This window comes from Bacillus sp. 16GRE42 (genome assembly GCF_019837435.1).
In the GTDB taxonomy this organism is placed as follows: domain Bacteria; phylum Bacillota; class Bacilli; order Bacillales; family Bacillaceae_G; genus Bacillus_A; species Bacillus_A wiedmannii.
In genome coordinates this window covers 247,419-262,721 of record NZ_JADAXF010000003.1, presented here as the reverse complement: position 1 = coordinate 262,721, position 15,303 = coordinate 247,419, and the positions used below count along the sequence as shown (strand labels likewise).

Genomic DNA, 15,303 nt, shown 5'->3' with positions numbered 1-15,303 from the left:
CAAACTATATTCCTTTATCTAACTCATACAGCTTACGATACTTCTCGTTTTCTTTCAGAAGTTGTTCATGACTGCCTTGCATCACAATTTGGCCACGATCAAGGAATATAACTTCATCTACATGTTCAATTCCTACAAGGTGGTGTGTAATCCAAATAACAGTCTTTTCTTCTGTTGCAGAAAACATTGTTTCTATTAAAGATAGTTCTGTCTTTGGATCTAAGCCGATCGTAGGTTCATCAAGTACAATAATTGGAGCCTCTTGCATTAGCGTTCTAGCAAAAGCAACCCGTTGTCTTTCTCCACCAGAAAACCTTTTTCCCATTTCATGCATTTTTGTTTGCAATCCATCTGGAAGAGAAGCTATATGCGAAGCTAATTGTGCTTTCTCTAAAGCTGTCCATATCTCTTCATCCGTAGCCTCTGGTTTACCGATTCGCACATTATTTCCAATTGTCGTATCGAATAAATGCGGCTTTTGATTCAATACAGAGATATATTTTGATAAAAGATTCGTATGAGCATGTTCACTATTCAATAAAACTTCACCATGTAACGGGCTTAGCGCACCTGCTAACAATTTTAACAAAGTAGATTTTCCTGTTCCACTTCTTCCTAAAATGGCGATTTTCTTTCCTGCCTTTATTTGCAGTGATACTTCTTTCAATACAAATTCATTACTATCTGGGTAACGATACGATACATTATTTAATTCAATGTCTATATGTTTTGATGCAACATAATCTTTATCCTCATGTAATTCCTTTTCATCCTGTAAAACATCATTAGCTTCTACTTTATTTAGACGATGAGCAGATTCTACATATGATGGAATTCGATCGATAGCATCTGAAAGAGGGATAAGCGCGTTTGTGACTGATAACGTCATTAAGACGAAAGCCGCAATAACGGTAGGTGCAATCTGTTCACTTGCCGCCTCATTTCCAGTCCATATGATCATTGAAATAACTACAATCCCCACTACTAATTGAATGATACTGTCCCGAATATGATTCCAGCGTTTCATTCTTTTTTCCGTTTTTAACAACTCATTATTTTGCTCTACATACTTATCGATGAATTCATCTTTTCTACCACTTGCTTGCCAATCTGATAATCCAAAAACAGCGTCTGTTAATTGTTGATACAAACGGCTTCTTCCTTGTTTTAAAGTAACATGATGTTGCTTCATTAAAAGTAATGATACAAACGGAAGCAGAAAAACGATAATAGCCAACATACATGCTGCAATAAGTGCAAATACTACGTCAAATGCACCGATAACAAGTACGAATATGCTATATACAACTAATGCTAATAGACTAGGAAATATTGTACGTAAATATAGGTTTTGCAAATGCTCTATATCTTCGGATAATATACCTAACATATCGCCCGTTTGAAATCGTGAACGGAAAAATAACGCTTGCGGTTCTACTATTCTGTATAGTTTCGTTCTCATCTTTTCTAATATGCGTAGTACGACATCGTGTCCAACTAAACGCTCTAAATAATGAAATACCGCTTGTCCTATACTAAACGCACGTGTTGCAACGATAGGAACATATACAGCCATTACATTTTCTGGTCTAAGAGCAGATTTAGAGATTAAATAACCTGAAATGAAAAGTAACATCGCACCTGAACTAACTCCAAGAAGACCAAGGAAAATAGTTAAAGTCATTCTACCTTTATTTTGCTGTATATAAGGTTTAATCCAGTTACTCATCTCTATCCCCTCTCTTTCCTGTGAAAATGTAATGCCTCATTCTTTAAAAGTTCTTCATACGTTCCTCTTTCTATCATTTCCCCTTTATTTAAAATAAGAATATGATCCATCTGTTTCATCCAGTGAAGACGATGTGTTGCAAGAAATACTAACTTACCTTCAAACAGACGTAACATCGCTTGCTTTATTTCAAATTCAGTTTCAATATCAAGATGTGCTGTAGGCTCGTCTAATAGAATAATTGGCTTTTTACTTAAAAGAGCACGCGCCATAGCGACACGTTGTTCTTGCCCGCCACTAAGCATACGTCCACCTTCTCCAATTCTTTCATACATCCCGTTCGGAAGCGATGTAACGAGTGAACGAAGACCAACTTCATTAATAACTCTTTCCACTTCTGCATCAGTTGTATTTGTTTCATAGAAACAAATGTTATCTTTTAATGAAAGCGGGAAAATATAAGGTTGCTGTGGAATATATGCAATATTCTTTTGCCAATCTTCTCGAGTAGCCCCGTCAATTTCCACACCATTTACTATCAGCTTTCCACCCGAAGGAGTTAAAAATCCTGCTAATACGTCAATTAACGTCGATTTCCCTGCCCCACTTTCACCAATTACACCTATAGCACCGGTACCTTTCCAAGTAAAATCAATTCCCTCTAATATAGATTTTTCCGATTCATCATTCTTTACTTTTACATCTTGTAATTTCAAGTTACTAGAGGAATTCCATATTAGACCTACATTTGATTCTTTCGTTCCTATTTCTTTTTGTTGCTGTAAAATCTCTTCTATTTGCTCCATTGCAAGTTGTCCATCTAACGTAGCATGATAATTCGCTCCAACTTGTTTAATCGGCAGAAAATATTCCGGAGCTAAAATTAAAATCGTAAGGGCTGGCAATAGTACAATTGTCCCATCTATTAAACGTATCCCTAATCCGACCGCCACAAATGCGATTGATAAACTCGTAAAGAAATCTAATGCAAAAGAAGAAAGAAAAGCAACTCGCAAAGTACGCATCGTTGCTTTTCTATATCTTTTACTTACTTTTTCAATCTTTCCTTCGTGCTGTTTACTTTTACCTAAATACTTTAATGTTTCTAATCCTTTTAACGTATCTACAAAATGATTAGAAAGTACACGATACGACTCATACTGACTATCCGCCATCTTTTGCGCTGCTAATCCTAGTAGGATCATAAATATAATCACGATAGGAATCGTTACAACTAAAATGATTCCAGACTCAATATCTAGCGTAAAAACATATAGTACAATTAGCCCCGGTATGATACTACTTCTAATCATTTTAGGAATTGTTAATTCTATATATGTTTTAAACTTCTCAATACCTTCTATCGATAAGGTAACCAGATGACCAGTTCCAGCAGTTTGAACATAACGTGGACCTAATGTGAAATACGCCTCTATTAATTGTTTTCTCAGTAGTGATCCTGTTTTTTCAGCGAAACGTTCCACTAATATTTGCGATATTCGCACTAGCATATGACGTACTGCAAACGTGATCCCAAAATAAACCGTTTCATTTAACAAAGATTGCACAGTTTCTCCTTGAAATAAAAACGTAATAGCCCGCGCTAAAAACACTGTTTGCGCAATAATACTTACAGCTTCTAAAATGCTAATGATTGTTAACACTACATATAAAACCCGGCTACCAGGATACGACGGAAGTCCTCTTTTTCTTTTCATTAGTACTCCAAATCTTTATCTGACTTAACAGGTTGTCTAAACACATAGAAACTCCATATTTGACTTCCCAAAACAAATGGCAATATAGCAATTGAAAAATACGTCATCAGTTTTAGTGCATAATCTCCTGATGCTGCATTATAAATTGTTAAATCGTATATTGACCCTAACGAGCTAATTAAGACACGTGGGAACATGCCGGCGAACACACTCGCACTTAGTAAAATGATTGTTAAACTCGTCATAACGAAAGCCCAACCATCTCTTCTTCTTTTATTTAATAATGTTGACGCACATAATGCTACAAAAGCTCCAATCGGAACCATAATCCACTCTGTACCATGGGCAGTGAAAATATCTGTTTTCCATAATCCCAATCCGGCAAAAATAAGGAGTGCTATAATTGCAAGCGGTGCAATTTTCAACGCAGCAATACGTGCACGTTCTCTTAACTTACCAGTTGTACGTATAGTAAGGAATTGCAATCCGTGAACAATACATAGCAGAAGGAACATAACTCCTCCAAGTAATGCAAATGGATGTAGTAATGGTAAGAATCCACCTACAGCATTTTTCGTTTCATCAATTGGAATACCTACCATAAAGTTAGCAATTGCACCCCCCCAAAGGATAGGTGGTAGTAAACTTCCTAAAAACATACCCCAATCCCAAAAACCTTTCCATTTATGATTATCTATTTTCGCACGGAATTTAAAGGAAACCCCTCTTATAATTAAAGCAAGAAGCATAAATACAAACGGAATGTAAAACCCGCTAAATAAAGTTGCATACCAGTGCGGGAATGCTGCGAACATAGCTCCACCAGCACAAACAAGCCATACTTCATTCGCGTGCCAAAATGGACCAATTGTATTTAAATATATTCTTTTCTCTAAATCGTTTTCCCCTAAAAACCTTGAAACTATACCTACACCGAAATCGAAACCTTCAAGTACAAAGAAGCCTACGAATAAAATTGCAATAATGATAAACCACAACTCATTAAGAGATAACATACTCATCCTCCTTATCAAATGGATCATGGCTTTGAGAATCCTGTTTCGTTTTCTTATTCTCATGTCCTTTAATGACACGAACGAATAAGTAAATAGTAATTCCACCTATAATTAAATATAGTGATGTGAACGAAACTAAAGAGAATAATACTTCTCCGAACGTAACATTTGGAGATACAGCATCTTCCGTTTTCATAACACCGAAAACTACCCAAGGCTGACGTCCCATTTCAGTCATAATCCATCCTACTGTATTACCGATAAACGGTAGTGCAATTGCATACACCATTAATTTTAAATACCAAGTTTTTTCAGCTAAACGATCTTTTCTTGATAAGAACCATCCGTATGCTCCTAGAAGAAGCATAAATGTTCCACTCATTACCATCGCTCTAAAACTCCAGAACATAGTGTGTACTGGCGGTATATAATCTCCAGGCCCATATTTTTCTTCATATTGTTTTTGAATTTGATTCATTCCTTCTACTTGACCACTAAATTTATCAAATGATAATAGACTTAGCATATAAGGGATTTGAATTTCAAACGAATTTTCTTGCTTCTCTGCATCAATTTTCGCAAATACTGTAAATGGCGCTGGATCCTCACTCGTATTCCATAACGCTTCAGCTGCTGCCATTTTCATTGGATGTGTCTTAATTAATTGTTGTGCTTGCGCATGACCGAAGAATAATACTAGCGCAGTTGTAAGTGTTCCAACAATGATAGAAATGCGGAACGATTTTTTAAACACTTCAGTTTCTTGAGCTTTTGTTATTTTCCATGCACTCACACCTGCAATAAAGAATGCACCAGTTGCAATTGCCGCTGTAATTGTATGCGGGAATTGTACCCATAATTGTGGGTTTTGAATAATCGCTAAGAAATCATTCATTTGTGCACGTCCATCTGCTGCCATTTCATACCCTACTGGCGATTGCATAAATGCACTTGCAGTTAAAATCCAAAATGCTGATAACATTGTTCCAATTGAAAGGAGCCAAATACATAAAAGGTGAACACGCTTCGGCAATTTATCCTCACCGAATACCCATAAACCTAGGAATGTAGACTCAATGAAAAATGCTAATAAACCTTCAATCGCAAGTGATGGACCAAACACATCACCTACGAAACGTGAATAGGTTGACCAGTTCATACCAAACTGGAATTCTTGTAGAATACCAGTTACTACACCTACCGCAAAGTTTACAAGGAATATTTGTGTCCAAAACTTCGTCATCTTCTTATAAATTTCTTGTCCCTTTACCACATATAACGTTTGCATTAATGCAATGATAAAAGCTAAACCAATAGACAGCGGAACAAAAAAGTAATGGAAAATCGTTGTTGATGCGAATTGTATTCGTGCCAATTCGAGCGTTTCCATACTACAATCACTTCCTTCATAATTTTTTATATCGTATTTTCGATTGAGTTGTATGAATAAAACAACTCAAATCTTAGAAATATAGAAAGATAAATTTGTTTATGTACTTTTAGAAAATATAAATTTTCAGTTTTCAAGATCATTACAAAAGAACTTTCTCATAAAATTTACCTTTTCACTATTTCAGTAGTGTTTTATCCGTTAATCGAATTGTATAATATACCTGCATAGTAAATTCAACTGATTTTTGACGTATTATTGACATCATTTTGTCTGAAATATGTCTTTTGTCATTTTTTTGAATTATATTTTTCTCATTAATAAAATGTATTTTTTTAATATAAGACTTACTTCCATATCAATAAAATAATCATTTCCCTCTTCATACACTTGACTTTCACGCAGAAAAATGTCCTCTAAACTAAAGGAGAAATCAGTTAGTTTTTTGTCAAGAAGAAAATGTATTTTTAAAATTCAAACACAAAATATTGTTATTCGAAAATAGAAAATCCCCTCCCTCTTTCTAGACTGAAAATTCATTTTTTTATCATTTTTTCAAACTGAATTCATACATAAAAAATACCGAGAATCGATTAGACTCTCGGTATTTTTTAAATTATTTCGCTGTATGTTTTCTAACAGCCGGTAAAATTTCAGTAGCAATTAATTCAATATTTTTCTCAATTTTATTAAGTGGTACACCACCAAAATCAATTTGTGCCATAAAACGTTGTTGTCCAAACAATTCATATTGGTAAAGCATTTTTTCAATAATTTGTTGCGGGCTACCAACCATTAATGCGTCACGGTAATCTACTGCATTTGTAAATTGTTGCTTCGGATACCCACCACCACGCAGTGTAAGCATACCAGCATTAATATGAGGATAGTATTCACTAAATGCATCTTGTGAATTTTTTGCTGTATAAAATAAACTCGTCGTTGCAACTGGCAAACTTGCTGGATTAAATCCACTTTGCGCCGCAGCCTCACGGTAAGCATCTACTGACCCTTTAAAGTTAATAGCTGGACCACCTAGTGTTGTTATCATCATAGGTACACCCGCACGTCCTGCTTTAATCGCACTAGCTGGCGGGCCACCAACTGCACGCCAAATTGGTAAGTTATTATTCTTCGCTCTCGGAATCACCGATGCATGTGCAAGCGGCGCTCTGAACTGTCCGTTCCATGTTACATGTTCCTCGTTATTAATTTTTAATAAAAGATCCATCTTCTCTTCAAATAACTCTTCATAATCATTCACGTCATAACCAAGTAAACTATATCCCCCAATACGAGATCCACGACCAGCCACGATTTCTGCACGTCCATTAGAAATCAAGTCAATTGTAGCAAAATCCTCATATACTCGTACCGGATCAGATGTGCTTACTATCGTTGCTGAACTTGCAATTTTTATATTTTTCGTAGCTTGTGCAATAGCTCCTAAAATAACTGTATGAGCTTGCGTTGTAAAATGAGTTTGATGACTTTCACCGACAGCAAATACATCAAGTCCAGCTTCATCCGCTAACTTAGCTGTTTCAATTAATTCATGAATTCTTTGTTCTGCACTAATTTTCTCTCCATTATGCGGATTTAAAACATGATCCCCAATTGAATATAATCCAAACTCTATTCCTTTACTTGTATCCATACGGTATTTTTCCATAGTTGCTCTCTCCTTTAATTCAGTCGTATTCATATTCTTCAATTATTTTTCACTTGATTAGTCAATTGATAGTGTAAAAAAAATTACTCTTGCGGCAATTCTTTTTTTTCGCTATGCTTATGAACTTTCGTCATTAGCTCGTATAATATTTTCTGCTCTTCTTCATTTAATACATCATCAAAAAACGATGATTGAAATGCAAGTTGCTCTGGCAATGCTCTCTCTAAAGCTGCTTCCCCTTGCTCTGTAAGACTAATTGTTTTCGTTTTCCAATCTTGTTTTCGTACAATATATCCTTCTTTTTCAAGACGAGTTAACATTCGAGAAATACCGCCTTGTGTAACAGTTACCTTTTCAGCTAACTCCATTTGTGTGAGTGGCTGATACGTACGTATTTGCAAAAGCACATCAAATTGAGCTGTCGTTAAATCAAACCGTTTTAAAAACTCATTTGACATCTGATTACTTTGGTTCGTAAATCGTATTAAGCGTAACCATATTAATGACCCTATCGTATTATCACGCATGTTTGATCACTTCCTATCGTGAATCTTACTATCACTTTACTACGCAAGTGATAAAAAAGCAAGAGAAAAAGTGAAAAATAATCTCATTAGAGTATTGCATAAATAACGATAAGAAAGAATTCATATTTAAATGAATTCTTTCTTATCGTTATTCTTAACTTTCCATTTCATTCATTTCATTCATTGCTATATTTAAAGCTCCCACTGCTTTGGGCCAACCAACATAAAAAGCCATATGTGTTATTAATGCGATCATTTCATTTTCTCCAATTCCATTTTGTTTGGCCAGTCGCAAATGAAATGGTAATTGTTCTGTATGACCAAGACTGATTAATACCGACACTGTACATAAACTTCTTTCTCTTAATGTTAAAGTGTCATCCCGCCACACTTCCTCGAACAATATCTCTTCACTATAATGAGCAAATGCAGGTGCCATTTCTTTCATTCTCTCTTGAATACAATATTTAATTGATTGATTCATTCATCATTTCACTCTCCCTTCACTTTTACCAATTGTGTCAATCCTTGACCAAATGACCAATTTTCAGCAGATGTCTCATTTAGCGTAATAAAAATATCTGCACTTTTTATACTAGAACATTCAGAAATCTTCAAGGATATCGACTGATATAGATTCATTTTCTGTTTTATCGTTCTTCCCGGTCCGCATGTAATAGAAACATAAATCATCTTCTCTGTTCTCTTTTCTCCTCTTTCTAATAAATAATATGGATTATATAAAAAGTGATTTTGTTGATAAGGTAAAAACATTTGAAAAAAATCATTTTCAAGGATGTTAAAATGTTCAATTAATGACAGATGAATACATTCACCTATCTTTTTCAACTCTTCTTTATTTAATATATTTTCATGATAATAAACGTTCACAAAAGGCATACATTTTCATTCCTTTTTCCTAATTTAACTTCAACAAGTTTTCATCGTGAAATGTGCAAAATCTCATATACTGTAACACCTTTATTTGTTACCATTTCAGGCTTTTCTTCATAAAAACTTAACTGACTATACCTCCATTTATCTGAATTATAAATCATTACATTTCCTAAACACTTTTCTATATTTTGTACACATTCATTCATAGTTTTTAATTGAGTCTCCCTCAGTGAATTACTTTGAGAAATACTCCCTACATATTCAACAGCATATTTACTTTTCTTAAAATCATCACTTAGATTAACAACTAATGGAACACCTATATTTATTTGTTGCCACCCAAAAGATTGTAAAATATTATCGTAATACCCTTCAAAGATAAATTTGTTCATTCCTTCATGGCCATTCCAAATATATAAAGGTGCATAACAGTTATAGAAATTCCCATCCTTACCTGTCTCAGTAATTAAATATGCTTTGAAATTCAATTCTTGAAAACCATCCGTTTTATATCCATTATCCTTTACCCTTTTTTTAATAATCTCTATGTCATAATCCTTTGGCAAAATGACCTTATATTGCATTCCAATCATGTTTATCACTCACTTTCAATCTTATATACACAATGATAAACCGATGATTGACTAACGTAAAATAGGTATAAATTATATTTGATATCATTTATAATGATATCAAATAAGGGGCTGTGATATATGGACATAAATGATCTTATTATATTCAAAACTGTAGCCAGCGAAGGTTCTATTAGTAAAGCTGCGAAAGAGTTAGGATATGTTCAACCGAACGTAACTGAGCGAATCAAAAAATTAGAACAAGAATTAGAAACGCCTTTACTACATAGAGATAACAAAGGAGTATCCTTGTTACCTTCTGGTGATATTTTATTAGACTACACGAATCAAATATTAACTCTAGTAGAAGAAGCGAAAGATAAAATTAAAACGAGTAGTTCTTCTTATATAATCGCGACGTCACAATCTATTTTGACTAATTATGTAAGTAAGCGCATTAAAGAAAATTTCAGGAATTATCAAATATATGTAGAAAATAGTAGTCATTTGCAAAAATTACTGCAACAACAAAAAGTTGATATGATCATTACTTACGAGGATGATCCCGACGCAGCTTTTAAAAAAGTATTTACTGCTTCAATTTCTGTAGGCTTATTAAAAGCGAAAGAAACGCCTACCATTGACTATTCAAAGGAACTCTTCTTCGTTAGTAATGACAAAAGGTGCCCTTTTAGAAATAAGACAATACAATTTTTAAAAGAAAATAATTTATCTCAGCGTCAACTTCAACAATTAGATTCTTATTCGCTTATGGAAGAGTTTATTCAGGATGGAAAAGGAATAGCCTTTTTGCCGATTAGAAATGATACATTGGTACCAATTGAAGATTTTCCAATTGAGAAATTAGCTGTTCATTTTTTTACGAATCAACACTCTTTAAAACAAATCCCTGATGAACTATTTAATTAATAGAATAGCTATAAACTAATTACATACACCAATAAAAATCCCTCCTTTACGAATCTAAAAGAGGGATTTTCATATTCTATACAATTGATTTTTCACACATTTTGCTCCACTTCTGCACTTTTCTCCTTCTTATTCCGTTTCATATTCTTCAAACTCTTTACCGTTCCAACTAATCCTTTCGGGAAAACTAGCAAGACGATAATGTACAATAAACCAAGAATAATCGTCCATCGTTCAAAAATCGGATACGCTGTAGCTAGTTCTGATAAATAATATTTCAGTGATTCAATAATTCCAGCTCCAGCAATTGCTCCAATTAACGTTCCAACGCCTCCAATCATTGTCATCAATAATGCATTTAATGTCATTTCAATTGAAAATACAGTTGTATTAACAAAGCGTAGTGTGATAACAAATAAACCACCGCTAATCGTAGCAACTACTCCTGCAACAATACTAGCAATAATTTTATAATGAAGAACTTTATATCCTAATGCTTCAACACGTTGTTCATTTTGTGAAATTGCCTTTAATACTTTTCCGATAGAAGATTTTGTGAAAAGACGTAACAGAATAAAAATGACAATTAAACATATAAGTGTTACATAATAAAACGTAAAACGATCACGGAATAAGTCTGGTACACCAAATGTAAAACCGTCCCCTCCGTGAGTGAGCCCACGCCATTTTTCAGCAAGTACGAAAAACAACTGTGAAATAGCAAGTGTTAACATTGCATAAAAATGACTTTTCAGTCGTAACGAAAGCAAACCGATTATATAACTAACAATTGCTGAAATGATAATTGCAGCTACTAGCCCTATTAAAAAGTTCGTTATGGATACTCCTTGCCGATCAAATAAAAGTGCTACGCCATATGCCCCTATTCCAAAGAACATACAATGACCGAATGATACAATTCCTGTATATCCAAGCAATACATCAAAACTCATTGCAAAAATAGCAAAGATGAAGATTTGAGTGAACAAAATTAACAAGCTCCGTGAATCATTTACGAATGGAAATACACTTAAACAAATGAGCATACATACTCCGAAGTATACTTTAATTCGATTTGAAGTGCTGTTCACCATTTCACCCCTTTTCACTAACAAGTCCATTTGGCTTCACGATTAAGAAAAATAGTAACATTAACATATTGATTGCAAGTGAGAAATCCGGCATAAAATACGCTGTAAAAGCACCAGCTAATCCGACAATTAAAGATGCGATTGCTGAACCTTGTACGCTTCCTAATCCTCCAATTATTACTACTATGAAAGCTAAAATCGCATACTGCATACCCATCTCGGCGAAAATAACTCCTGAATACGGCGCTAATAAGAAGCCTCCCAACGCTGCCATCCCTGCTCCTAATAAAAAGACGAAAGAAAATATCGCTTTTACGTTAATACCGAGCGCTTGAACCATTTCTTTATCCATTACACCTGCGCGGATCATTAGACCTATCTTTGTTTTTTTAAGCAATAATAGTAAGGCAATATAAATGATGATCCCAATTAAAATTACGAATAGACGATATTTAATTAATATAATACCTTCAAATGTATAACTACCTTGTAACCATAACGGTAATTTAGCACCAATTGGATTTGGCCCCCAAAATACTTTAATACATTCACTAAGTACAAGCATTCCTCCAAGCGTCACAAGAAGCTGGCGAACATGATTTCCATATACCGGTCTAATAAGGAATCTTTCTAAAATGAATCCAAGAAACATTCCCATAGCAATTGCTCCAATTAACGCTAATACATAACTACCTGTCATATTAAATAGCCAAACACCTGTAAACGCTCCCCAGGCAAATAAACCACCATGTGCGAAGTTTAGAACGCTCATTAAACCGAAAATCAGTGAAAGACCTGATGCTAATAAAAAAATGAGCATCCCTGTTGAAATCCCATTTACAAATAAATTGATTAACACATCCATCCTTCTCACCTCGGATTCATGTTAAGAGATTCCTAAATATTTGTGACACATTTCCTTATCCTCTTTTAATTCATGCATAAAACCGTTATGAACAATTTTTCCGTTATCCATAATATAAAAGTAATCACCAATTTGACTAGCCATCATAAAGTTTTGTTCAACGAGTAAAACGGTTGTTTTCTTCTTCATTTTCAAAATGGCTATCATTAATTTTTCTATCATAATAGGGGACAAGCCTTTACTCGGCTCATCGATAAGTAATAAACCATCACTATTAATAAATGCTCTTGAAATTGCTAGCATTTGCTTTTGTCCTCCGCTTAATAGTCCGCTTTTTTTGTGCCAAAACTGCTTTAAATCTGGAAATAGTTCAAGCATCCACTCAATTTTCTCTTCCGCTTCTTCTCCCTTACCCCTAGCAAGAGCGAATGTTTCTTCTACTGTCAAATCGTGAAAAATACCTTGATTTTCTGGTACATACCCTATTCCTTTTCTTGAAATTAAATGTGTAGATAATCCATTTACTTGTGTACTATCATAATAAATTTCACCATGTGCGATATGGTGAAATCCCATAACCGAACGTAATGTCGTCGTCTTCCCTGCCCCATTTCTTCCAAACAGTACAGTAATCGTTCCTTTCTCAACAGCAAGAGATACGCCTTGTAAAATATGAAACTGATCTAAATACGTCTCTATATTATTCACTTGTAATAGTGCCACTATATAATCCCCCTAAATAAGCACTTTGTACACGCTCATCTTTCATAATCTCTTCGGGCAAACCTTCAGCCAATAGCTCTCCATGGAATAAAACGATAAGATGGTCTGACAAATCTAGTACCATATCCATTTTGTGTTCAATTAGTACAATTGTACTCTCTGGATGTTTCTTAATATTTTCAATCACTTGTAAAATAGCCGGTACTTCCTCAACTGATATACCTGCCGTCGGCTCATCAAGTAGTAACACATCTGTTTTTAAAGCTAATAACATTGCAAACTCTAACTTTCGTTTTTCTCCATGCGCTAAATCTTTCGCTAATACATGTTCTTTTTCCTGAAGTAATACAGTTTTTAAGACACGTCTCGCCTCTCCCACTTGTTGCTTAAATTTTGCCGAACTCGGAAAAAAACTATAGTAATCTTGCACAAATGATTGAACACTTAAACGAACATTTTCAAGTACCGTTAACTCTGGGAATATATTTGTAAGTTGAAAAGAACGACCAATTCCTAATCGAGTTCGATCCGAAATTGATAATTTTGTAATCTCTCGTCCTTTAAAATATACTTCCCCCTTTGTTGGAGAAATTTGTCCACTTAGTAAATTAAATAACGTTGTCTTTCCTGCACCATTAGGTCCAATAATGGAAATGAGCTTTCCTTTTTGTACTGTTACATTCACATCTTTAATAACATGATGCTCGCCAAAAGATACGCAAAGATTTTTCGTTTCTAGCAAATGTGTCACGAAATCCCTCCTTTTAAAGCTTTAAGTACAAAAGAAATACGTATAAAGAGGGTGTCCCCCTCTTTATACAAAATCAACGGAAAATTCAGTTTATTTATTTTGAACTGGTGGTTCTGTCTCTTTCATCGTTAATTCTCGCTCTAATACTGGCACCGGATAGTCAACACCATCTTGCTTTTTCAATGTGATAGAATACAGTGTCTGCATCGCTTGGTGATCCTTTTCTCTAAACTTCATCTTTCCTTTCGGTGTATCAAATTCCATTCCTTCCATTTTCTTAATCAATGTATCTACATCTGTATCACCTTTTGTTTTCTTTAAAGCTTCTACAATAGAAATTGCCGCTGACATTCCACCCGCTGTAAATAAATCTGGCATCGCACCATTAAATCGTTTTTTATGTTCTTCAACTAACCAATCATTCACCTTATTTTTCGGGAGTGTATGATAATAAACAGAAAAACCTTGCATTCCTACTAACGCATCCATCGTTTTTAATGCCGGTATATCTGGTGCACCTGTAGAAATTTTAATACCTTGTGCTTCCACATTCATATCTTTTAACTGTTTCCAAGGTGAGTTTGCCCCCGCCCAAACGATAAATAAATAATCTGGTTTTGAGCTAATGATATTTTGAATATTTGCAGTGAAGTCAGTCGAATTTGTATCTGCATATTGCTCGTTTACAATATTCGCACCTAATTTCTTCGCTCCAGCTTTAAACGCTGCAATCCCTTCACGGCCAAATGCATTATCCGGGGCAAACGTCGCAATCTTTATATCTTTTTTTGCAATTGCAGCTGCTCCTGCAATCGCATCTTGCGAAGAGCTTCTTCCTGTTCTAAAAACATATTTATTCCAATTCTTTCCGGTAATACTATCAGCAACTGCCGGTTCTACAACCATTATTTTTTCATATTCTTCAGCTAGTGGTAAAACCGCTAATGTATCACTTGAACTAGACGATCCGACTAAAAAATCCACTTTCTCTTCTTCTAATAATTTCGTAGCTTTTTTAACTGCTACCTCTGCTTTCGTTTCCGTATCTTCTACAACAAACTTAATCTTCTTCCCTTCCACTTTCCCCGTTCCATCCGTCGCATAGTCTAACCCTAATTCAAATCCATTCACTGTTTGTTTTCCATATGATTCTAATGGACCTGTTAATGAAGCAAGAACCCCTACCTTAATCGTCTTTTCATCCTCAGTACTTGTTTTCTTTCCTGAACAAGCTGCCGTTATTAATAACGAACCTAACACACAACCAGTAGCCACCATTCTTAGCCATTTACGTTTTTTTATCGACATTGTGATCCTCCCCATACTTTACTTTCTGATAGAGTCAAACACGCCAAAGTTACCCATCCGTAATTATGACTTTTCCTTTGAATCATACAAACACAGCTGTTTGAAAAATTTAAT

At 34.7% G+C, this 15,303-nt stretch carries 15 protein-coding genes; 1 reads left to right on the top strand and 14 read right to left on the bottom strand.

Going from position 1 to position 15,303, the window contains the following annotated elements:
• Nucleotides 1-4: 4 nt before the first annotated feature.
• The 9 genes from cydC to ILS93_RS17780 all read right to left on the bottom strand — a co-directional run bounded on the left by cydC (nucleotide 5) and on the right by ILS93_RS17780 (nucleotide 9,542).
• Nucleotides 5-1,729, bottom strand: coding sequence for a thiol reductant ABC exporter subunit CydC (gene cydC / locus ILS93_RS17820; RefSeq protein WP_064476353.1), 1,725 nt, complete (start codon nucleotides 1,727-1,729; stop codon nucleotides 5-7).
• A gap of 2 nt (nucleotides 1,730-1,731) precedes the next feature.
• Nucleotides 1,732-3,447, bottom strand: coding sequence for a thiol reductant ABC exporter subunit CydD (cydD, locus tag ILS93_RS17815; protein ID WP_064476354.1), 1,716 nt, complete (start codon nucleotides 3,445-3,447; stop codon nucleotides 1,732-1,734).
• The gene (gene cydB / locus ILS93_RS17810; protein ID WP_222661035.1) at nucleotides 3,447-4,463 is read right to left on the bottom strand and encodes a cytochrome d ubiquinol oxidase subunit II; all 1,017 of its coding nucleotides are present in this window, start codon (nucleotides 4,461-4,463) and stop codon (nucleotides 3,447-3,449) included. The genes cydD and cydB overlap by 1 nt, the downstream gene beginning before the upstream one ends.
• Entirely contained in the window at nucleotides 4,450-5,853 is a 1,404-nt protein-coding gene (cydA, locus tag ILS93_RS17805) for a cytochrome ubiquinol oxidase subunit I (RefSeq protein WP_064476356.1), read from the bottom strand. The genes cydB and cydA overlap by 14 nt, the downstream gene beginning before the upstream one ends.
• Nucleotides 5,854-6,469: 616 nt before the next feature.
• Entirely contained in the window at nucleotides 6,470-7,525 is a 1,056-nt protein-coding gene (locus ILS93_RS17800) for an LLM class flavin-dependent oxidoreductase (protein ID WP_064476357.1), read from the bottom strand.
• An 83-nt stretch (nucleotides 7,526-7,608) separates the two neighbouring features.
• The gene (locus ILS93_RS17795) at nucleotides 7,609-8,052 is read right to left on the bottom strand and encodes a MarR family winged helix-turn-helix transcriptional regulator (protein ID WP_001205523.1); all 444 of its coding nucleotides are present in this window, start codon (nucleotides 8,050-8,052) and stop codon (nucleotides 7,609-7,611) included.
• 154 nt (nucleotides 8,053-8,206) lie between these two features.
• Nucleotides 8,207-8,536: a carboxymuconolactone decarboxylase family protein gene (locus tag ILS93_RS17790; RefSeq protein ID WP_222661032.1), complete on the bottom strand. Its 330-nt coding sequence runs from the start codon at nucleotides 8,534-8,536 to the stop codon at nucleotides 8,207-8,209.
• 8 nt (nucleotides 8,537-8,544) lie between these two features.
• Nucleotides 8,545-8,952: a tautomerase family protein gene (locus ILS93_RS17785; protein ID WP_064476359.1), complete on the bottom strand. Its 408-nt coding sequence runs from the start codon at nucleotides 8,950-8,952 to the stop codon at nucleotides 8,545-8,547.
• A gap of 41 nt (nucleotides 8,953-8,993) precedes the next feature.
• Nucleotides 8,994-9,542 (bottom strand): DUF4865 family protein, encoded by a 549-nt coding sequence (locus tag ILS93_RS17780; protein ID WP_064476360.1) that lies wholly within the window; start codon nucleotides 9,540-9,542, stop codon nucleotides 8,994-8,996.
• Nucleotides 9,543-9,662: 120 nt separating this feature from the next.
• Between ILS93_RS17780 and ILS93_RS17775 the strand changes: the two genes are divergently transcribed.
• Nucleotides 9,663-10,451, top strand: coding sequence for a LysR family transcriptional regulator (locus tag ILS93_RS17775; RefSeq protein WP_222661030.1), 789 nt, complete (start codon nucleotides 9,663-9,665; stop codon nucleotides 10,449-10,451).
• Between the two features lie 92 nt (nucleotides 10,452-10,543).
• Here the strand turns inward: ILS93_RS17775 and ILS93_RS17770 are convergent, their stop codons facing one another.
• From ILS93_RS17770 to ILS93_RS17750, 5 genes are all read right to left on the bottom strand, one after another.
• Nucleotides 10,544-11,497, bottom strand: a complete 954-nt coding sequence (locus ILS93_RS17770) for a branched-chain amino acid ABC transporter permease (RefSeq protein WP_064476679.1) — start codon at nucleotides 11,495-11,497, stop codon at nucleotides 10,544-10,546.
• Between the two features lie 49 nt (nucleotides 11,498-11,546).
• Nucleotides 11,547-12,407 (bottom strand): branched-chain amino acid ABC transporter permease, encoded by an 861-nt coding sequence (locus ILS93_RS17765; protein ID WP_149174105.1) that lies wholly within the window; start codon nucleotides 12,405-12,407, stop codon nucleotides 11,547-11,549.
• Nucleotides 12,408-12,428: 21 nt separating this feature from the next.
• Entirely contained in the window at nucleotides 12,429-13,130 is a 702-nt protein-coding gene (locus ILS93_RS17760) for a branched-chain amino acid ABC transporter ATP-binding protein (RefSeq protein ID WP_064476363.1), read from the bottom strand.
• Complete coding sequence (locus ILS93_RS17755; RefSeq protein ID WP_222661028.1) at nucleotides 13,108-13,881, bottom strand: ABC transporter ATP-binding protein; 774 nt, start codon at nucleotides 13,879-13,881, stop codon at nucleotides 13,108-13,110. Before ILS93_RS17755 ends, ILS93_RS17760 begins: the two co-directional genes overlap by 23 nt.
• A gap of 90 nt (nucleotides 13,882-13,971) precedes the next feature.
• Complete coding sequence (locus ILS93_RS17750; protein WP_222661025.1) at nucleotides 13,972-15,189, bottom strand: substrate-binding domain-containing protein; 1,218 nt, start codon at nucleotides 15,187-15,189, stop codon at nucleotides 13,972-13,974.
• Nucleotides 15,190-15,303 lie beyond the last annotated feature (114 nt).